The 21018-nt window shown below is 74.2% G+C and carries 11 protein-coding genes and 1 pseudogene; 7 read left to right on the forward strand and 5 right to left on the reverse strand.

The genetic code is table 11. From position 1 onward, the window contains the following. Nucleotides 1–483 precede the first annotated feature (483 nt). Nucleotides 484–3825, forward strand: coding sequence for an FAD-binding and (Fe-S)-binding domain-containing protein (locus AAHZ94_RS08575; RefSeq protein ID WP_502964608.1), 3342 nt, complete (start codon nt 484–486; stop codon nt 3823–3825). After that, the gene (locus tag AAHZ94_RS08580; protein WP_349991887.1) at nt 3822–4400 is read left to right on the forward strand and encodes a GNAT family N-acetyltransferase; all 579 of its coding nucleotides are present in this window, start codon (nt 3822–3824) and stop codon (nt 4398–4400) included. The genes AAHZ94_RS08575 and AAHZ94_RS08580 overlap by 4 nt, the downstream gene beginning before the upstream one ends. Nucleotides 4401–4431: 31 nt before the next feature. Here the strand turns inward: AAHZ94_RS08580 and AAHZ94_RS08585 are convergent, their stop codons facing one another. Both AAHZ94_RS08585 and AAHZ94_RS08590 read right to left on the reverse strand, forming a co-directional pair. Further along, nucleotides 4432–5589, reverse strand: a complete 1158-nt coding sequence (locus tag AAHZ94_RS08585) for an FAD-dependent oxidoreductase (RefSeq protein ID WP_349991889.1) — start codon at nt 5587–5589, stop codon at nt 4432–4434. 406 nt (nt 5590–5995) lie between these two features. Further along, the gene (locus tag AAHZ94_RS08590; RefSeq protein ID WP_349991890.1) at nt 5996–7672 is read right to left on the reverse strand and encodes a SulP family inorganic anion transporter; all 1677 of its coding nucleotides are present in this window, start codon (nt 7670–7672) and stop codon (nt 5996–5998) included. A 1783-nt stretch (nt 7673–9455) separates the two neighbouring features. On the opposite strand from AAHZ94_RS08590, the gene AAHZ94_RS08595 reads away from it, so the two are divergent. From AAHZ94_RS08595 to AAHZ94_RS08610, 4 genes are all read left to right on the forward strand, one after another. Next, nucleotides 9456–10208, forward strand: coding sequence for a GOLPH3/VPS74 family protein (locus AAHZ94_RS08595; protein ID WP_349991892.1), 753 nt, complete (start codon nt 9456–9458; stop codon nt 10206–10208). Nucleotides 10209–11075: 867 nt separating this feature from the next. After that, the gene (locus AAHZ94_RS08600; RefSeq protein ID WP_349991894.1) at nt 11076–11951 is read left to right on the forward strand and encodes a helix-turn-helix domain-containing protein; all 876 of its coding nucleotides are present in this window, start codon (nt 11076–11078) and stop codon (nt 11949–11951) included. A gap of 330 nt (nt 11952–12281) precedes the next feature. Next, nucleotides 12282–12491, forward strand: a complete 210-nt coding sequence (locus AAHZ94_RS08605) for a DUF397 domain-containing protein (protein WP_349991895.1) — start codon at nt 12282–12284, stop codon at nt 12489–12491. Between the two features lie 598 nt (nt 12492–13089). After that, nucleotides 13090–14280: an aminotransferase-like domain-containing protein gene (locus AAHZ94_RS08610; protein ID WP_349991897.1), complete on the forward strand. Its 1191-nt coding sequence runs from the start codon at nt 13090–13092 to the stop codon at nt 14278–14280. A 100-nt stretch (nt 14281–14380) separates the two neighbouring features. Here AAHZ94_RS08610 and AAHZ94_RS08615 read toward each other — a convergent pair whose 3' ends face one another. Further along, the gene (locus tag AAHZ94_RS08615; RefSeq protein ID WP_349991903.1) at nt 14381–15475 is read right to left on the reverse strand and encodes an ADP-ribosylglycohydrolase family protein; all 1095 of its coding nucleotides are present in this window, start codon (nt 15473–15475) and stop codon (nt 14381–14383) included. Between the two features lie 454 nt (nt 15476–15929). Here AAHZ94_RS08615 and AAHZ94_RS08620 point away from each other — a divergent pair, with 454 nt between their 5' ends. Beyond that, entirely contained in the window at nt 15930–16928 is a 999-nt protein-coding gene (locus AAHZ94_RS08620; protein WP_349991905.1) for an endo alpha-1,4 polygalactosaminidase, read from the forward strand. A 220-nt stretch (nt 16929–17148) separates the two neighbouring features. On the opposite strand, the gene AAHZ94_RS08625 is transcribed toward AAHZ94_RS08620, so the two are convergent. Continuing rightward, on the reverse strand, nt 17149–18018 hold the full coding sequence (locus tag AAHZ94_RS08625) for an AraC family transcriptional regulator (RefSeq protein ID WP_349991899.1): 870 nt from the start codon (nt 18016–18018) through the stop codon (nt 17149–17151). A 189-nt stretch (nt 18019–18207) separates the two neighbouring features. Continuing rightward, a pseudogene (locus AAHZ94_RS08630) lies at nt 18208–20835 on the reverse strand (bifunctional FO biosynthesis protein CofGH); the annotation flags it as partial. Nucleotides 20836–21018: the final 183 nt, after the last annotated feature.

The following is a 21018-nucleotide window of genomic DNA, read 5'->3' on the forward strand; positions in this document are numbered from 1 at the left end:
GCGATGGGCTTCGCGATGGTCCTCGCGCTGGGCTTCGTACGACGCGCCGTACGACCCGTCGTACGACCCGTCGGCCCATCACCGCCGTTTCCCCCCACTGGCCCCCGTCGGCCCCGTACCGCCTCCCGGTCGCCCCGGCCCCGTGCCCGAAATTCGTGCGTCGGGCCGTGCCGGGCGAGGCGCTGGGGGCACGCTGGAGGCATGGCGCGATGGCGAAGCGGATCGGGTACGGGTGCGGGGGACGAGCGGCGGCCGGGCGGCGGTGGGCCGCCGGGCGGGGACGGCGGGGGCACGGGGCGACCCCGGTCGGGCCGGCCACCGGAGAGCCCTGGCCCCCCGGCCTCCGAGAGCCCCGGAGCCCCCGGCACCCCACCCCTCGAAGGCCCGCACCCCGCCCCGTCCGGCGCGGCACGTACCCACCCGAGCGCCGGGCGCGGGCCGCGCGCGGCGGGGGACGGGCCCGGCGGCGCCGATGCCGCCGCGCTGGTGCGCGCGTTGCGCGCGGCCGTCGGCGGGGAGGTGGCGGACGACGTCACCGCCCGCGCGCTCACCACGATGGACGCCTCGAACTACCGCCGCGTACCGCTCGCCGTCGTCGCCCCGCGCGACGCGGACGACATCGCCGCGGCGCTCGCCGTGTGCCGGGAGCACGGCGTGCCCGTCGTGCCGCGCGGCGGCGGCACCTCCATCGCCGGGCAGGCCACCGGCACCGGCGTGGTGCTCGACTGCACCCGGCACCTGAACCGGATCGTGGCGCTCGACCCCGAGGCCCGTACGGCACGCGTCCAGCCGGGCGTGGTCTGCGATGCGCTGCGGTCGGCCGCCGCCCCGTACGGGCTGACCTTCGGCCCCGATCCGGCCACCCACAACCGCTGCACCATCGGCGGGATGATCGGCAACAACTCCTGCGGCTCGCACTCGGTCGCCTGGGGCACCACCGCCGACAACGTGCACGCGGTGGACGCGCTGCTGTACGGGGGCGAGCGGGTGCGGCTGGCGCGCGGCGGGCTGGACGCGCTGCCGGCGCGGCTGCGCGAGGGGCTGCGGGCCCTGGCCGACGGCGATCTGGCGTTGCTGCGCACCGGCTTCCCCGACCTGCCGCGCCGCATCTCCGGCTATGCGCTCGACCAACTGCTGCCGGAGCACGGCGTCGACCTGGCGCGCGCCTTCACCGGCAGCGAGGGCACCCTCGGCGTGATCGGCGAGGCGACGGTGCGGCTGGTGCCGGCGCCGGGCGCCCGGGTGCTCGCCGTGCTCGGCTACCCGGACGAGAGCAGCGCCGCCGACGCCGCCCCCACCGTGCTGCCACACCATCCGCTGACCGTCGAGGGGATGGCGAGCGACCTGGTGGGGCCGGCCGCGGCGGACACCCTGCCGCGCGGCGGGGCCTGGCTGTTCGTGGAGGTCGGCGGCGCGGACCCACGGGAGGCGCAGGCACACGCCGAAGCGCTGGTCCGGGCCGTCGGGGCCGACTGCACCGACACCGCCGTCGTCACCGAGCCGGCCAGGCAGCGCGCCCTGTGGCGCATCCGCGAGGACGCGTCGGGCACCGCGACCCGGCTGCCCGGCGCCGACGGCGGGCCCGGCACGGAAGCCTGGCCCGGCTGGGAGGACTGCGCGGTGCCGCCCGCCCGACTCGGCGGCTACCTGCGGGACTTCCGCGCCCTGCTCGGCCAGTACGACCTGCACGGCATCCCGTACGGGCACTTCGGCGACGGCTGCATCCACGTGCGCATCGACTTCGACCTGCTGACCGAGCCGGGCGTGGCGCGCTTCCGGGACTTCTCCTGCGACCTGGCGGACCTCGTCGTCGCGCACGGCGGGTCACTGTCGGGCGAGCACGGCGACGGGCAGGCGCGCGCTGAGCTGCTGCCGCGGATGTACGGGCCGCGCATGGTGCGGCTCTTCGAGCGCTACAAGGACCTGTGGGACCCGGCCGGCGGGCTGAACCCGGGGATGCTGGCCAGGCCGCACCGGCTGGATGAGAACCTGCGGTTCGCGGTGCTGCCGCGGGAGCCGGTGGACGTGGCGTTCGGCTACCCGGAGGACGGCGGGGACTTCTCGGCCGCGGTCCGGCGCTGCGTGGGCGTCGCCAAGTGCCGCACCACCGGCGCGCCGGGCGCCGGCGTGATGTGCCCCTCGTTCCGGGCCACCGGCGCCGAGGCGCACTCGACGCGCGGCCGGGCCAGGCTGCTGCACGAGATGCTGGCCGGCGAACTCGTCACCGACGGCTGGCGCTCCACCGAGGTGCGGGACGCGCTCGACCTGTGCCTGTCCTGCAAGGGCTGCCGCAGCGACTGCCCGGTGGGCGTGGACATGGCCACGTACAAGGCGGAGTTCCTGCACCACCACTACGCGGGCCGGCTGCGCCCCGCCGCGCACTACGCCATGGGCTGGCTGCCGGTGTGGCTGCGGGCCGCCGGCGCGCTGCACCTGGCCCCGGCGGCGAACGCGGCCACCGGCTGCGCGCCGCTGGCCGCGCTGGCCAAGCGCGTCGCCGGCATCGCCCCCGAGCGCGCCGTCCCGGAACTCGCCGCGGAACCCTTCACACACTGGTGGCGCCGCCGGGAGCGGGAACGCGGGCGCGGGCGCGCGGGGGCGACACCGGCGGGCCGGGGCGGCTCTGCGGGGACGGCCGGGCAGGGCGTGTCCGGGGTGGCGGACGGGGTGGCCCGGGGGACAGCGGCCGGGGTGTCGGTGCGGGGTCGGTCGCGCCCCGGCGGGCAGACCGTCGTGCTGTGGCCCGACACCTTCACCACCTACCTCTCGCCGTCCGTCGGCCGGGCCGCGGTCGCCGTCCTTGAGGACGCCGGGCTGCGCGTCCTGCTGCCGCCGACCGGCCGGGGCCGGCCGCTGTGTTGTGGCTTGACCTGGGTATCCACCGGCCAACTCGACCGGGCGCGGCAGGTGATGCGGCGTACCGTGGCCGCGCTCGTGCCGGCGCTGGCCGCCGGCCTGCCGCTGGTCGTGCTGGAGCCGAGCTGCGCCGCCGCCCTCCGCAGCGATCTGCCCGAACTCCTCGGCCAGGACCATCCGGGCGTGGCCCAGCTCGCCGCTTCGGTGCTCACCTTCGCGCAGGCCCTGGAGCGGTACGCACCCGACTGGCAGCCGCCCCGCATCGACCGCCCGGTCGTCGGCCAGACCCACTGTCACCAGCACGCGGTACTCGGCGACGCGGCCGAACGCGCCCTGCGCGCCCGCGCCGGCCTGACCGGCGAACTCGCCGGCGGCTGCTGCGGACTGGCCGGCAACTTCGGCTTCGAGGCGGGCCACTACGAGGTCTCGGTGTCCTGCGCCGAAGAATCCCTGCTCCCTGCGGTACGCGACCGCCCGCAGGGAGCCGAGGTCATCGCCGACGGCTTCTCGTGCCGCACCCAGATCGACCAACTTGCGGGAGATGACGGTGAGTTGACGCCGCGGGCGCGGCACATCGCGGAGGTGCTGGCCGCGGGTCTTGGGCCGGACGCGGCGCGCCGCGTGGGCCCCCCCCGGGCGGGGGCGGGGGGCCGGGGGGGGGGGCGGGGCCGGGCGGGCGGGCGGGGGGGGGGGGGGGGGGGGGGGGGGGGGGGGGGGGGGGGGGGGGGGGGGGGGCCCCCGCCGGGGCGGGGCCGGCCGGCACGTAGGAGGAACCGGGCCGGCCGTACGGGCCGGGGCGGCGAGTGCGGAGGCGGCAGGTATGGAGGCGGCGGGGCCGAGCGGCTTGGCCCGTACGAGGCGGCGGGGCCGAGCCGGGTGACCCGTACGAGCCACCCGGGCTGGTGCGGGACGCGTAGCCCGTACGGGCCGGGCGGCTCGTACGGGCGTGCGATAGGTTCCGCCGCATGACCGGACTTGGACCCGTTGCGTGGCCGCCCGCCCCGATCGACACCGATCGGCTCGTGCTCCGTGCGTCCGCCGCGCGGGACCGGGCGGCGTTCGTCGAGCTGTTCGCCTCGCCCGAGGTCGGCACGTACATCGGCGGTGCGCGACCGCGGGACGAACTGGAGCGGGCCGTGCCCGAGGTGCCCGGCAGCCGGGCCGGCACCTTCGTGGTGGACCGCGCCGGGGCGATGATCGGCATGGTCACCCTGGACCGACGCGGTACGGAGCGGCGGGGCCGGGTCAGGGACGGGGGCGACGAGGTCGAACTCGGCTACCTCTTCCTGCCGGCGGCCTGGGGGCACGGGTACGCGCAGGAGGCGGCGGCCGCGGCGCGCGCCTGGGGCGCCGCCGCGCTGCCCGGCGAACCCGTGGTGCTGACCACCCGGAGCGCCAACGACCGGGCGGTGCGGCTCGCGGCGAGGCTGGGCTTCACCGAGGTGGAACGGTTCGAGGAGTACGGCGCCGAGCAGTGGTTCGGCGTGTGGGGCACGGCGGCGCGGGGCGCGTTGGGGGCCACGGCCGCGCCGGACCACCGGTAGCCGAAGCGGCCACGACCGCGCCCCGCCTGCCTCAGGCGGGCCCCTCGCCCATGCCCGCCATCTCCTCCCCGAAGTCGGGCACGTCCGCCGACAGCAGGTGTTCGGCCGCCCCGTCGAGCAGGGTGGCGGTCCTGACGGAGCGGGGCAGCATGGCCTGCTCGTACGTGCGCAGGGCCTCGTCCACGGTGGTCGCGCCGGCCAGCGCGAGGGCGAGTTCGCTGCCGTCGAGCAGGGCGAGGTTGACGCCGACGCCGAGCGGGGGCATCAGATGGGCGGCGTCCCCGAGCAGGGTCACCGTGGGGTCGGGCGCCCAGGTGTGCGGGACCGGCAGGGCGAAGATCGGGCGGTGCACGTACCGGCCGTCGTTGTCGGTCAGCAACTTGCGCATGACGGGCGACCAGTGCGCGTACGCCGTGCTCAGCCTGCCCCGGATGCCGAGGGTGTCATCGCTGGTCAGGCCGCTGGCGGTGATCCAGTCGGGCGACAGGCGCTGGATGATGTAGACGCGGATGCGGTTGCCGCCGTTGCGCTGGGCGAACAGCCCGCGGTCGCCGTCGGCCGCCGCCGCGCTGCCCGGGCCGACCAGCGCGGCGATCTCCGGATGCCGCTCGTCGACGTCGGCGAACCACCCTTCGAGGAAGCTGACGCCGGTGTACGCCGGGCGCGCGGGGGAGAGCGTCGGGCGGACCCGGGAGCCCGCCCCGTCGGCGCCGATGACCAGGTCGCTCTCGACGGTCGTGCCGTCCGCGAAGTGCAGCAGCCGCGGCCCCCGCGGCGGCCCGCCGACCGCGACGAGCCGGTGCCCCCACTGGACCGTCCCCGGGTGCAGCGAGTCGAGCAGCAGATCTCGCAGCTCCCCGCGGTCGATCTCCGGCTTGACGCGGTCGGCGGGCCGCGGCACGTGGTGCTGGACGAGGGTGCCGGCCGGGTCGTACTGCCGCATCTCCTGCCCCTCGGGGCGGGCCAGTCGGTGGAACGCGTCGAGCAGCCCCGCCGCCGCCAGCGCGTGCTGCCCGTTGTCCGCGTGCAGGTCGAGCGTGCCGCCCTGGTCGCGCACGTCGCGGCCCGGGTCACGGTCGTAGACGGTGACCGCGATGCCGTGCCGCTGGAGCACCCGGGCGCAGGTCAACCCGCCGGGTCCGGCCCCGATGACGCTGATCCTGGCCCGGGCGGGGGTGGGTGAGTGCATGACTGGTCCTTCGCTTCGCGCGGTACGGGACGGTGGGCGCGCCGAGGTGAGGGCACGTCAACTCGCCCTGATGGCAAGTGAGTTGGTGTCGTACGCGGAGGGGTTCGACGGTCGTCGCCGGTGTGCTGGGCGGGGTGTGCCGACCCTGGAAGGGAGGCTAGAGAGAAAGGTGCAATGAGTCAACTTATTGGCTCGTTCAACCTAGGGCGGGCGTGCTCGCCGCATGTGGGTCGGGCCCTGCGCCGCGCTGCCGCCCAAGCCGCCCCGGCCCCGGTGGCTCCTGCGCCCCGGAAAACATGAAGGCCACCCGGCCGCCCCACCTCGCGGTCCTCGCGGGATGGGGCGGCCGGGTGGCCGGCGCCGTACGGGCGACTGCTGCCGTACGGGCGGTTGCTGCCGTCTCGGGTCAGGGGGCCTCGGCTGCCACCCGTTCCCGGTCGCGCTCGGATGCGCCGGCAGGGGCGGTGGCGCCGGCGGGATCGGCCTCAGCGGCCGGCTGGTCGCGGTGCGCCTCGTCGTCGGCCGCGGCCGATGTCCCCGCCGGCGTCCCCGCAGGCAGCGCCTTCGCCGACAGCACCTTCGCGGACAGGGCTCCCGCGGTCAGTTCCCGGTGCGCGCCGCCGCCGCCGGCAGCCGCGATGCGGACCGGGACCGTGTCCGCGTCGTTGTGCCGCTCCGCCCAGTTGACGAGGGCGGAGCTGCACGCGTGGTCGAGGTGGCGCAGCCCGCTGATGTCGAGCTCGATGGGCTGGTTGGCGGGCAGGCCCTCCAGCGTGTCGAGCATCTTCGGCAGCCGTAGGAAGGTCGCGTTGCCGACGAGGGTGACGCGCACCGTGCCGCTCGGGGTCTCGGCGACCGTGGTGTGCACGTGCGAGGTCTCCCACGCCGTCTTGACCACCGAGAGGGCCAGCCCGATCAGTACGCCCTCGAACATGTTGACCGTCACGATGGCGACGGCCGTGACGCCCAGGATGACCGCCTCGCCGCGGTGCTCGCGCCACATCGGCCGGAGCTGGCGCAGCGGCAGCAGCTTCCAGCCGGCGTGCACCAGGACGCCGGCCAGCGCGGCGAGCGGGATGACGCCGAGCACCGCGGGCAGCAGCGCGGCGAACAGCAGCAGCCACACGCCGTGCAGCACCCGGGACGCCTTGGTGACCGCGCCCGCGTGCACATTGGCCGAACTGCGGACGATGACCGCAGTCATCGGCAGCGCGCCGAGCGCGCCGCACACCGCGTTGCCCGCGCCCTGCGCCATCAGCTCCTTGTCGTAGTCGGTCCGCGGCCCGTCGTGCAGCCGGTCCACGGCCGCCGCGCTGAACAGGCTCTCGGCCGATGCGATGAGGGTGAACGCCACGATGGTGCCGAGCAGCCCGACGCCCGCGAGTTCGCCGAAGTCGCCCGAGCCCGGCACGTTCACCGAGTCGAGCAGGCCCTGCACCTCCACCTTGGCGATGGACAGGTCGGCCAGTGCGGTCACGCCGGTGGCCAGCACGACGGCGGCCAGTGCGCCCGGCACCACGCGTATCTTCGCCGGCAGGTGCGGCCAGCCGACCAGCACCGCGACCACGCCGGCGCCGACGGCGAACGCGGTCAGCGCCGTACCGCTGCCGGCGACGTCACCGATCAGCCCCGGCAGTCCGGTGATCTTGTCGAGTCCGGTCTTGGGTGCGGTGAGGTCGCCCATCGCGTAGAGCTGGCCGGCGATGATGACCAGGCCGATGCCGGCCAGCATGCCTTCGACGACCGACACCGAGATGGCGCGGAACCACCGGCCGCAGCCCAGCGCGCCGAGCGCCAGTTGCAGCAGTCCGGCGGCGAGCACGATGACGCCGAGGGCGCCGAGCCCGTACGTTTCGACCGCCTCGTAGACGAGCACGGTCAGGCCCGCCGCGGGGCCGCTGACCTGGAGGCTGCTGCCCGGGAGCAGGCCGGTGACCCGGCCGCCGACGACCCCCGTGACCAGCCCCACCGCGGCCGGTACGCCGGAGGCGACGGCGACGCCGACGCACAGCGGCAGGGCGACGAGGAAGACGACGAGTGAGGCGGCGAAGTCGCGCCGCAGGGTTAGGGAGTTGGGACGCATGATGTCCTCGCGATGCGGTTGGCCGTGGACTCGGCGGCGGGGGCACCGGACCACGGGCGGGTTCGAGGAAGGGGGCGGGGAGCCGCGCGGGCGGGGCCCTGGGGAAGGGCGGGGGGGGCCCCCCCCCCCGCGGGGCGCCCCCCCCCCCCCGGGGGGCCCCCCCCCCTTCGTGCTGCCGGGACCAGCCCCGCTTCGTACTCCCCGGTCCCTTGCGCCGCAGGGGCCCTCGTACGGTCCGATCCCTCGTGCTGCCCGGCCTTCCGCACCGCCCGGTCCGCAGTGACCTGGGCCACTTCCCGCCCCGAATCCGCCCCGCCGGCCCACCCGCTCCCCGCCCCGTACGGGCGAATGGCGGCGGAAGGTGTGCTTCCAGCGGCCCGCGGGCGACCGTGAGGCGGAGTAGAAGCGGCTGTACGGGGCGCTGAGCGGGCTGCGGGAGCCGCGCGCGGCCATGGGCCCGGCCGGGGCCCCGACGGGGCGGACACGGCCGTGCGGCCGGCCCACCGAAGGGTGGCGGTCTGTGCCGTAGGGGTGGGCCAGTGCGGGTTGGCCGTGCGGCGTCCGGGTGGGGGCGGTGGCGGGAGTGGTGGGGGAGCGGCGGTACGGGCCGTCTCTCGCCGCGGCGCTCCGCCGGTCGGTGTCGGTGTCGGTGTCACCAGCAGTGTCGCTATCGCTGTCGACGTCAGTGTCGGCAGCAGCGCTCGAACCGGCAGCAGCACCGGCCGAACCAGAACCCCGAGCGGAAGCAGAACCAGAACCAGAAGCGGAACCGGAAGCAGTCACACCGGCGCCGGGTTCGGCAGCCGCAGAGTCGGAGTCAGCGGAGTCAGAGTCAGCAGCGTCGGAGCCCGCGGCCCCGGCACCCGCATCGTCATCGGCCTCGCGGGTGCCGGGGCGCGACGGCAGCGGTCCGGTGCGCAGCACGGCCGTCGCCCGGTCCCCCTGTCCGGAGTCGGCGCCCGACGTCAGCCCGGCTTCCCTGTCCTGCTCGTCCTGCCTGTCCTGCCCGGCCTCGCCGGTCTCCCCGGCGCCGCCCTTGCCCGCGCCGTCCCTGGTGTCGCCGCCCACGCGTCCCGTCCCTGCGCCCTCGTCCGCATCGACGCCACCTCGGTCGGTGGCCGTACGCCGCACCGCGGTGAAGATCGCGGTGGCCTGATCGCCGGACTCGTCGCGGCCGGAGTGCTCCCGCCGCTCGGATTCCGGTTCCGTTTCTGTCCGGCGTGCCGCGCTCCCCGCGGAACGTCCCCTCGCGCCGGAGGAGCCGCCCTGCGCGCCGTTCGCCCCGGCGCGGGCCCCGGCCCCGCCCGCGCGCCCCGGAGCGCTCTGGGAGGGCCTGGAGGCTCCGCCAGCCGCCTCCGTACGGCCGGCCGTACCCGGCGCCCTGGTGGCCTCTCGTGCGGCGCCCTCCCGCGCGGGGGAGGAGCCGGCCGCCCCCTCCGCTTCGCGGCGGTCGGTGGGCCGCGGGTCACGTTCTCCCCTGATGGTCTCCCCCGATGACTTTCGCTGCACTGACCTGTCGGGGGACTCGCCCGCCACCGATGCCTCCTCGAAATACGTTGCGCAGAACGCGGCGCTGCCCGAGCAACCGCACCCGCCGCCCAACCCTCTAACCAGTGTCCTGTGTCGCAGCGGGGCGCCCTCACGGCCACTCCACCCAGGGGCGTCGCCCACCTGCTAGACGAGAACGACATACCTACCGGTTCCCGTCCGAAGCACCCACGCACTCTCGACAGACCAATGTGAGAGGGGTCACCCTGTCATTCATCCACGCGGGGAGGCATGGATGGGCAGGAGCCGCAGAACAATTCCCGAGGAGCTTCTGCTGCTCGCTTTGGACCCGACCACGGGCACCACGGCGCAGCCGCAGTCGCTAGACCTCGGACTTGCCGGGGCGCAGCTAGTAGAGCTGGCGCTGGCAGGACGGATAGCCCCAGATGGGGATCGTATCGCCGTGGTGCTGCCACGGCCGACCGGAGATCCAACCCTGGACTCCGCTCTGGAACTGCTGCGCCGACGCGGCAGCCCGGTGCGGGCCGTCCACTGGATCGGCGGGCCCCGACTGGGGTTGCGCCAGACGTATCTCACGCACCTGGAGCGGTGCGGCATGGTGCATGCCGTGGCGGGTCAGATGTGTGGGGTGCTGCCGACGACGCGCTACCAAGCGACGGAGACGGCCATCAGCCGGGAGATCAGGGCCCGGCTCGATAACGCGATCCGCACCGGCGTACCGCCGGACCCGCGGACCGCGGCGCTTGCCGCGCTGGCCCATGCGGTCGGACTCGGCAAGCACCTCTACCCGGGGAACGAGGGGCGTTCATCGCGCTCCCGGCTCCGGGACCTGATCAGGCACGACCCGATGGGCGGGCTCGTGGCACACGCTGTGATGGACGTCCAGAACGGTGTTGCCGCACAGCCACGACGCGCACCGGCAGGTGGGCGGCAGACAGCCACCGCCCGGCAGGCGGAGACCGCGACCAGCGTTCCGGCACAGGCGGCACCCGCCCGCGGGAACATGGCACGGGTCGGCGCCCGCTGACGACGGCCTGACGTCGAGCGCGACGAAAAACCGTTTCGTCGATGCGCCGCGCCGGACAGGACGCTGTCCGACCAGCGCCATCGTCATCGCGCAGCCGGTCGGCCCACACCCTGAGTGTGGGCCGACCGGCATCGACGCCTCCACACCCCGAACACACCCTGGGCACGCCCCGTACCGCCAGCACGACCGGTGCAACCCAGCACGACGGGTGCAACCAGCTACGACCGGTGCAACCCGGTGCGACCGGTGCAACCCGGTGCGACCGGTGCAACCCGGGGTGGCCAGTGCAACCCGGGGTGGCCAGTGCGGCCGTCACGACTGGTGCGGCGGCAACGACCGGTTCGGCGGTACGAGTCGGCGTCACGAGCACCACCCGCTGCGCAAGCAGCAGCAGCAGCACCCAGACGTAACCCAGCAGCAACCCGGCAACACCCAAAAGCACTCAGCATCAACCCAATACCGCTCAGCAACACCCAGCGACACCCAGCAACATCGAGCAACACCCAGCACCGCTCAGCCGGCTCGGGCCCCGGGTCCGGTCGGCTGGCCCCACCGTGCCGCAGTCCAAGGACCGGTTCGGGAGCCGCCAAAAAGCGCGCGGGGTGGCGACAGGTCGTTCCAGGACGGCCGACTGCCACCCCGCGCGTGGCGTCTATGGGGGTCCACAACCGCACGGCCGGCACCCGGCCGACCTGCGTCCGCACGCCCCGGAATCATCGCCGAACGTGGCCACATCAAGACCCTCTGTGTGCGTTTTCCAGCGCCGCCCCGATCAGTGATGGCAGGCTGCTGAACGGCTGTGGTCCCCCCACACAGGGGGACGCTCCCAGCAGCGGACAGCTAACGGAACCCGGAGGTGCACCAACCATGACATCCAACGTGGGCCCCACGGTCAGACGACGTCGGTTGGGCCAGGAACTGCGCAGGCTCCGCCAGGAGAAGGGGATGACGGCGGAGGAGGTGGCCGAGGAGCTGATGGTCTCGCAGTCGAAGATCAGTCGGCTGGAGAACGGCCGCCGCAGCATCAGTCAGCGCGATGTGCGGGACCTGTGCCGCGCGTACCGGGTCGAGGACAAGCGCCTGGTCGAATCGCTGATGCAAATGGCCAAGGACTCGCGCCAACAGGGCTGGTGGAACGCCTTCGGTGACGTCCCGTACAGCGTCTACATCGGCTTCGAGAACGACGCCGCCTCGCTGCGGGTCTTCGAGTCACAGGTGGTGCCGGGGTTGCTCCAGACACCCGAGTACGCCGAGGCCGTGATCGGCGGGGCGATCCCGGAGGGCACCCCCGAGCAGTTGGCCCAGCGCGTCCAGGTGCGGATGCGCCGGCAGGAACGGATCTCCGACCCGTTCAGCCCGCTGCGCCTGTGGGCGGTGGTGGACGAGTCGGCCCTGCGGCGGCTGGTGGGCAACCCCCGCGTCATGGCGGAGCAGTTGGAGTACCTGATCAGGATGAGCCACGAGCCGCACGTGACCGTGCAGGCCCTGCCGTTCTACCTGGGCTCGCACCCCGGCATGAGCGGGCAGTTCTCCATTCTGGAATTCTCCGACGAATCCGACACCAGCGTGGTCTACCTGGAGGGCGTCACCAGCGACCTGTATCTGGAGAAGCTTTCCGACGTGCAGAGCTACAGCATGATGTATGAGCACCTACGGGCCCAGGCACTCAATGTGGACCAAACCCGAGAATTCATTGCGGAAGTGGCCAGGGAACATGCACGAAACCATCAGCCCGCGAACTGAGACCGGTGACCCGCACCCCGTTTACCCGGCCCGGGAATCGCCGTTTTCGGTCGCATCGCGGGATGGTTCCGGGGTGGCCGAAGCGGGCGGAAGCATCCCGTAACGATACTGAACTGCCCTGGTTCATCGGCGAGTTGACCGGCACGGGAGCGGCACGTCCGGCTGCGCGGGGGCCGGAGGCTACACCGTCCCGCCCGGCCCGCGGAAGGGCGTAGTGGAATATGCCATCCAGTCGAGTGAACGCCCCATTCCCCAGGCAATAGGGGCGAGTAGCGTCGATGCGTCGCCCGGTTGGCGGCAGAACCAACCGGCAAACACATCGGAGAAAACATGGCTATTCGACGTGGCGAAACACGCGCCTGGCAGAAGTCGACACACTCCGGCGGCAACGGCGCCTGTGTGGAAGTGGCTTCGCCGGAGACCGAGGTCATCGCGGTGCGCGACTCGAAGGACCCGAGCGGTCCCGCGCTCAGCTTCTCGCCGCAGGCATGGACCAGCTTTATCGAGGACGTCAACGACGGTTCGTTCAAGCGGGCCTGACACGCCGTCCGCCAGCACCACCCGGTGTCGCCCCGCGGCACCACCGAGCAAGCACCGGCAGCGTCCCGGCCCCGCGGAGCGGCCGGAGTGCGCTGACCACAGGAGCCACCCCGGTTGATCGCACTCCCCAGCGACCCGCCGGGTCGAGATCCCCACGCGCCACCGACCTGTCGTGTGAGCCGCAATCCAGCGCCGCCGGGATCTCCCGTACGACCGAGTTCACCGCTATGACCTCGGAGTTCATCCGCACCGCAGCACCCGCGCCGGCTGGGCCGGCGCAGTGGTACGAGCCCTCTCGACCGGCCGCCGTCCCTGCCGAGGGGGCTCGTTGCTGCCCGCACTCCGCTGCCCCGCGCCGCTCCCGCCCACGGGCCCCTGCCCGCCTGCTCTCGTCCGCGGGCCCCTGCCCACCTGCTCCCGTCCGCGGCCTCTTGCCCACCTGTCCCCCGCCCACCGGTCGGCCCGCGTCCGCCCACCGGTCCGGCCCGCGTCGTCGCACGTCAGCCGTCCCTCGACCGGCTCCGAACCTTGATCGGAAGAGGATGGTTGGCGGGGCCACCCACTCCGTAGACTGCGCCCGGGAGACAAGGAGCAGTCCATGCGCGCCAACGCACCTCAACTCGCCACCCGGGTCGGCTCGATCGCCGGCTCACCCGTCCGCGAGATCCTGCGACTCACCGCCCGACCGGAGGTCATCTCGTTCGCGGGTGGCCTGCCCGCGCCCGAACTCTTCGACGCCGAAGGCATCGCCGCCGCCTTCCGGCAGGTACTGGAGGAGGAGCCGCAGCGCGCCCTCCAGTACTCCACCACCGAGGGCGACCCGGCGCTGCGCGCGGCTGCGGCCTCCCGGCTGACCGCCCGCGGGCTGCCGACCGAGGCGGACGAACTGCTGGTCACCACCGGTTCACAGCAGGCGCTGACGCTCGTCACCAGCGCCCTCGTCGACCCCGGTGACGTGGTGCTCGTCGAAGAGCCCTGCTATCTGGCGGCGTTGCAGTGCTTCGGGCTGGCCGGGGCGCGGATCGTGTCCGTGCCGGGTGATGACGAAGGGGTGGACCCGGCCGCGCTGGAGGCGGCCGTCGAGCGAGAGCGGCCCAAGCTGCTTTATGTCGTGCCCACCTTCCAAAACCCCACCGGGCGCACCCTGTCCGCCGCGCGCCGGCGGGCGGTCGCCGAGGTGGCCGCCCGGCGCGGGCTGTGGGTGATCGAGGACGACCCGTACGGCGAACTGCGCTTCGCCGGCGAACCCGTGCCGTGGATCTCGGCGTTCGCGGCCGGTGCGGGCGCCGCCGACCGCACCGCGCTGATCAGCAGCTACTCCAAGATCATGGCGCCCGGGCTGCGCCTTGGGTGGCTGCGGGCGCCCGCCGATCTGCTGCGCGCCTGCACGGTGGCCAAGCAGGCGGCCGACCTGCACACCCCGACCGTCACCCAACTCGCCGCCGCGCGCTACCTCGCCGACAACGACCTGGACGCCCATCTCGACCGGGTCCGCGGCGCCTACCGCGACCGCAGGGACGCCCTGTTGGCCGGCCTCGCCGACGCACTGCCGATCGGTTCAAGCTGGAACCAGCCACAGGGTGGCATGTTCGTCTGGGCCAAGCTGCCCGCCGGCTGGGACACCACCGAGACCCTGCGCAAGGTGGTCACCCACGACGTGGCGTACGTACCGGGCGCCCCCTTCTACGCCGCCGACCCCGACCCGACCACGCTCCGGCTGTCCTTCGTCACCCACACCCCGGACGAGATAGCCGACGGCCTGGAACGCCTGGCGAAGGCGCTGCGCTAGCGAGCCACCGGGGCGACTGCCGATGCGACCACCGGGTCGGCTGCCGGGACGACCATCGGAACCCGCGGACCGGCGTCGTCGCGGCGGGTTTGGGGGCGGGTCAGCCGCGGGGGTAGCGGGCGAGCCAGGAGGCGGCCGAGCGGGCCGGGCTGTGCAGGGCCGGCCCCTGGGTCATCTCCATCGCGAAGTCGTCGGCGAGTTCCAGGATCGTGCCCCGGCCCTCCACCTCGGCCAGCCAGGCGGGCGGCAGGGCGGTCTCCCCGTGCAGCACGCCCAGTAGGTTGCCGCAGATGGAGCCGGTGGAGTCGCTGTCGCCGCCGTGGTTGACGGCGAGCAGCAGGCCGTGCCGGATGTCCTCGGCGACCAACGCGCAGTACACGCCCATGGCCAGCGCCTCCTCCCCCGTCCACCCCTCGCCGAGCGACTCGACCCGCTCGGCCGTCGGCAGCCCCTGCCGTACGGCGCCGAGCGCGTGCTTGAGCGCGTCGGTGGTCTCCTCGTGCCCGGGCCGGGTGGCCAGCATGGCGAGCGAGCGCTGTACGGCGCCGTCGAGCGCTTCGCCGCGCGCCAGCCCGTGCACGATCAGCGCGAAGGCGCCCGCGGACAGATAGCCGGTGGGGTGTCCGTGGCTCTGGGCCGCGCACTCGATGGCGAGTTGGAAGACGAGTTGTGGCTCCCAGCCCACGAGCAGCCCGAACGGCGCGGAGCGCATCACCGCGCCGCACCCCTTGGAGTCGGGGTTCTTCGGCGCGTCCAGGGTGCCCATCGGGCCGTCGGCCAGCCCTGACAGACAGGCCCTGCCCGGCGCGCGCTGCGCGTACAGCCACTCCTCGCGGGCCAGCCAGCCGTCGTTGTGGTTGCGCTCGTCGGGGCCCCAGTCGTGCTGGGTGGCGTACCAGCGGCGGTGCGCCGCGTACACGTCGGTGGGCGGGTGCCAGGCCCCGGTGTCCCGTCTGACCTGGGCGCGGATCAGGCCGTCCACGGTGAACAGGGTCATCTGGGTGTCGTCGGTGATGCTGCCGCGCCGGCCGTAGGCGGGGACGAAGTCGGTGACGCCGTCCGGCCCGTGCGCGGCCCGGATGGCGGCCAGTGAGTCGAACTCGATCCCGGCGCCGAGGGCGTCCCCGATCGCACCGCCGAGCAGACAACCGCGCACTCGACTGCGGAAGTCCTGCTGCTCGGCGCGGCCCCACATCGCGGACGCTGCACGGGCAGATGCGGTCACGACCTTGCCCCTTTCGGTAGGTTTCTATCGGCCTTTGCGCAACACCCAGACTGGCTCAGCACTGTAATGGACTGTGAATGATCGCTTCCGGCCCGTCGCCGAATGTGAACCACATCATCGCGAGGCCCGGCTCGGAGCCCCACGTTCCCCTCCCGCCCCCGCCCCCGTCCCCGCTCCCGTCCCCATCGAACCACCCGCCCGTCGGGCGGCCCACCGCACGCGGCGCACCCCCACGCCGCCCCGTACCGGGCCGTAACCAGTCATTCCGGTCGCAGCCCGAGGGGCGGACGACGCGGACCGCCCCACCGCGCCGGGCCCCATAGCATCGGCGTACAGGGCGCGCGGCCAGGAACTTCGCGCCGCAGGGGAACACGCACCACACGGGGGAGAGTCCATGAAGGCAGGTGGCTTGGCGGTCATCTTGGTGTTAGTCGCATCCGTGCTGGCGGGTTGCGGCGAGGACGGGCGCGCGGATCGACCGGACGGGGCGCACGACAAGACCAAGCCGCCCGGCAAAGCGGGCAAGCCCACCGGCGGAGCGTCCCGCAAGCCGGCCAGCGGCGACTGGTGGCGGCCCCGCCCGGGCGCGGCGGCCGACTGGGACTGGCAGATCAGCGAGCCGTACGAGCTGTCGGCGGCGCGCCAGATGTACGACCTCGACCTGTTCGACCTCGCCCCCGCCGGGTCCGAGCTGCGCTACCAGGACGGCGAGGTGATCCCCGTACCGGCCGGCGCACTCGCCGGGAAGATCACCACCCTGCACGCCCGCACGCCGCGTCCGATCGTCATCTGTTACGTCGACACCGGGGCGTACGAGGACTACCGGCCCGACGCGCACCGCTTCCCCGGCCATCGCAGCGCCGCCGAGGGCGGGCCGCCGAACCGGCCGGAGCGGCCCGCGGCGGGCTCCGTGATCGGCTGGGACACCGGCTGGGAGGGCGAGCGGTGGCTGGACATCCGGCGCTCCCAGCGGCACCGGTTCGCCGAGGCCGTGTGGGCCAGGTTCGACCTGGCCCGGCGGATGGGGTGCGACGGTGTGGAGCCCGACCAGAACAATCCGGTCGACAACGACCCCGGGTTCCCGATCACCCTGGACGACCAGCTCTCCTGGTACCGCGAGGTGGCCGAGCAGGCCCATGCGCGCGGCCTGTCCGGGGGCCTGAAGAACGGCCACGACCAGCCGGGTTCGGCCGCCAAACTGGTCGACGCCTTCGACTGGGCGCTGCCCGAGGAGTGCGCGCAGTTCGACGAGTGCGATGAGCTGCTGCCCTTCATCGAGCAGGGCAAGGCCGTCTTCGCGGTGGACTACAAGGGGTCGGTCCAGGCCGGTCCGGCCTGCCGCCAGCACAGCAGCCGCCGCTTCGACGGCCTCATCAAGGACGAACCCCCCACCGGCGCCCACCGGGTGGCCTGCCGGCCGTGAGCGGAGGGGCGGCGGGGCGGCGGGGCGCCCCGGACGGGGCTGACGGTCGTGAGCCGACGGGTGGGACGGTCGTGAGCTGACGAGTGGGGCTGGCGGATCGGGCGGGCGGATCGGGCGGGCGGATCGGGCCGACGGGTGGGGCTGGCGGATCGGGCCGACGGGGCCGGCCCACCAGGACCGGCCCCGCCCACTCATCCGCGCCCCCGCCCCCTCACCCCCCTCAACTGCGGATGCGCTCCACCGGAATCCACAGCTCCGCGTCAGCCTCGGTCGCATCGGCCGACAGCCTGGTGCGCAGGATCTCCGGGCCGGGGCGGCTCTGGTACGGGTTGGCCGGGAACCACTGCGTGAACACGTCCCGCCACAGGTACTGGAGGGCCTGCGGGAACGCGCCCGAGCTGGCGAACACCGCCCATGTCCCCGCCGGCACCTCCAGCGCGTCGAGGTCGTCCGGGGCCGCTGCGCTGGTGGCCACGCCGTGGTAGTAGTCCAGTTCGGTGCCCTCGGCCCGGCTGGGGTCCAGGTTGACGCTGACGCCCAGCACGCCCGCAGGCTCCTGGTCCGCGAGGGCGCCGAACCGGTCCAGCTCCTCCGGCGCGATGCCCCGGATGAAGTCGGCGATGGCTGGGTTCATCCCCTCGTGGACGAGCGGCACCCGCGCCCGCTTGCCGACGATGCGGAACGCCTCCTTCTGTACGACCCGGTACTCCATGCTGCTGCTACCTCCTTCGATGACGAGGCGGAAGGAGATCCGCGGCTGGGAGCGCAGGGGCGCGCCCGCGCGCGGGGCGGGGCCGGGGCCGACCCCGTGCACGGCCCGGAAGGCCCGCGCGAACGCCTCGCCCGAGCCGTACCCGTACCGGATCGCGATCTCCAGCAGCGTGCGCTCGTCGGCCAGCACCTCGGCGCCGGCGACCGTGAGCCGTCTGCGCCGCACGTACTCCGACAGCGAGAGCCCCGCCAGCGCGGAGAACAGCCGGCGGAAGTGGTACTCCGACATCACCGCGATCCGAGCCAGCTCGGCCACGTCGACCGGCTGGTCGAGGTGCGACTCAAGGTGTTCCAACGCCTGGTTGAGCCGCTCCAGCACCGCGGGGGCCTCCCTCTGATCGCCTCGTTCGGCCGCTGCCGGCCGCTCGTAACTCTGACTCCAGCCACGCTAGGGAGCGGACACCCGACCGGACCCGACATCTGCTGCCCGATCCGGTCGGGTCGGCCGGGCGCCCCGCCGATCCCCACCGGCGCGGCCCCCGGCCAGAGCGCCCAAGCGCCTCACCGCCTACACCGCCTCGTCGCCCAGCACCGGCAGCAGCCGCGGCAGGTGCCCGTCCGAGGCGAGGGCCGCCGCCTGCCGCTCGGCCGGCACCTCGCCGTACGTCGTCGTGCGCGCGCGGGCGGGCCGGCCGGCGGCCTCGGCTATGGCGACCAGGTCGCGGATCGAGCGGTACGAGCCGTAACCGGAGCCGGCCATCCGGGAGATCGTCTCCTCCATCAGCGTGCCGCCCAGGTCATTGGCGCCCGAACGCAGCATCTCCGCCGCGCCGTCGGCGCCCAGCTTGACCCAGCTCGTCTGGATGTTGGTGATGTGCGGGTGCAGCAGCAGCCGGGCCATCGCCGTGACCGCCCGGTTGTCGCGGGTGGTGGGGCCGGGGCGGGCGATGCCGGCGAGGTAGACGGGGGCGTTGGTGTGGATGAACGGCAGCGTCACGAACTCCGTGAAGCCCGGCACGCCCTTCTCCTGCGCCGCCCGCTGCACGTCCACGAGCGTGCGGAAGTGACCGAGCCAGTGCCGCGGCTGGTCCACGTGCCCGTACATCATCGTGGAGGAGGTGCGCAGACCCAGCTCGTGCGCCGTGGAGATGACCTCGATCCAGGTGGCGGTGGGCAGCTTGCCCTTGGTGAGAATCCAACGCACCTCGTCATCGAGGATCTCGGCCGCCGTACCGGGCAGCGAGTCGAGCCCCGCCTCACGGGCCGCGGTCAGCCACTCGCGGATGGACAGGCCGGTGCGGCTGGCGCCGTTGACGACCTCCATCGGCGAGAAGGCGTGCACGTGCATGCCGGGCACCCGCTCCTTCACCGCGCGCGCGATGTCGAAGTACGCGCTGCCCGGCAGGTCCGGGTGGATGCCGCCCTGCATGCACACCTCCACCGCGCCCACCTCCCACGCCTGCTCGGCCCGGTCGGCGACCTGATCGAGGGAGAGGGTGTACGCGTCGGCGTCGGTGCGCCGCTGCGCGAAGGCGCAGAAGCGGCAGCCGGTGTAGCAGACGTTGGTGAAGTTGATGTTGCGCGTGACGATGTACGTGACGTCGTCGCCGACGACCGAGCGGCGCAGGTCGTCCGCGACCCGGCAGAGCGCGTCCAGGGCCGGCCCGTCCGCGTGCAGCAGGGCCAGCGCCTCGTCGTCGGTGAGCCGGGTCGGGTCGTCGGCGGCCACCGCGAGCGCGGCCCGCACGTCGGCGTCGATCCGCGAGGGCACCATGCCGGGCGCCGCGGCCTCGCGCAGCGCCTCCCAGTCGCCGTAGACGTGGTCGAAGTCCTCCCGCCGGTCGGCGGTGCGGCCCTCGGTGTCGATGGTGTGGTGCAGGTCGGTGCGGCCGGTGCCGGCGGTGGGCAGCGCGAAGCCCTCGTCGGGCTCCTGCCACGGCAGCCCGCGCGGCATCGCCTCCGCGCGCGCGAGGCCGGTCTCGGCGTCGGCGAGCGCCCTGACGTGCGGCATCAGCCGCGGGTCGAGCCAGGGCTCGCCGCGCTGCACGAACTCCGGGTAGACCGCGAGGCGTTCGCGCAGCTCGAAACCGGCGGTGGCGCTGTGCGCGGCGAGCGCGTCGATCTGCGGCCAGGGTCGCTCGGGGTTGACGTGGTCGGGGGTGAGCGGCGAGACGCCGCCCCAGTCGGAGATGCCCGCGCCGATCAGCCGCGCGTACGCGCCCGCGACGGTCGGCTGCGTGACGTCGCCGTCGACCAGGTGGGGCGGCGCCTGGAGGCAGACGGAGGGGCCGAGGAGGTGGCGGGCGACCGCGACGGTGGCGACCAGGTCATCGAGTTCCGCGTCCGGCGCGGCCCGCATCGCCGTGTCCGGCTTGGCGCGGAAGTTCTGGATAATCAGCTCTTGGATGCCGTGGTAGGCGCGCGCGATGCGGCGCAGTGCGAACAGCGAGTCGGCGCGCTCCTCGTACGTCTCGCCGATGCCGATCAGCAGCCCGCTGGTGAACGGCACGGAGCTGCGGCCCGCGTCCTCCAACACCCGCAGCCGGACGGCCGGTTCCTTGTCGGGCGAGCCGTAGTGCGGCTGGCCGGGCTCGCTCCACAGCCGCTCGGAGGTGGTCTCCAGCATCATCCCCATCGAGGGGGCGACCGGCTTGAGCCGCTGGAAGTCCGTCCACGACATCACCCCGGGGTTGAGGTGCGGCAGCAGCCCGGTCTCCTCCAGGATGCGGATCGACATCGCGCGCACGTAGGAGATCGTGTCGTCGTACCCCTCGGCCTCCAGCCAGGCGCGCGCCTCGGGCCAGCGGTCCTCAGGCTTGTCGCCGAGGGTGATGAGCGCTTCCTTGCAGCCCAGTTCGGCGCCGCGACGGGCGATGGCCAGCACCTCGTCCGGCGACATGTACATCCCGTGGCCGGCGCGGCGCAGCTTGCCGGGGACGGTGGCGAACGTGCAGTAGTGGCACTTGTCCCGGCAGAGCCGGGTGAGGGGGATGAAGACGCTGCGGGAGTACGTGATGACGCCCGGGCGGCCGGCGGCGGCCAGGCCCGCGTCCCGCACCCGCGCGGCCGATGCGCACAGGTCATCAAGGTCGGCGCCGCGCGCCTGGAGCAGCACCGCGGCCTCGGCGACGTCCAGCGCCACCCCGTCGCGCGCCCGACGCAGGGCGCGGCGCATGGCGTTGGCGGTGGGGGGTGGCCCGGCGGGGGCCTGGGCCGGTGGGGCCGCGGCGGGGGCGGTCGCGGCGGCGCGCGGGGGGGGGGCCGGGGGCGCCGGCGGCCCGGGCGGCCCCCCCGGGGGGGGCCCCGGGGCGCCTGGGGTGAGCTGGTCGGCCGGGTGAGCCGCCCGGCCACTCGGCCCACCCCGGTAGCGTGGCGCGGC

The sequence above is a fragment of the Streptomyces sp. HSW2009 genome (genome assembly GCF_040240285.1).
Taxonomy (GTDB): domain Bacteria; phylum Actinomycetota; class Actinomycetes; order Streptomycetales; family Streptomycetaceae; genus Streptomyces.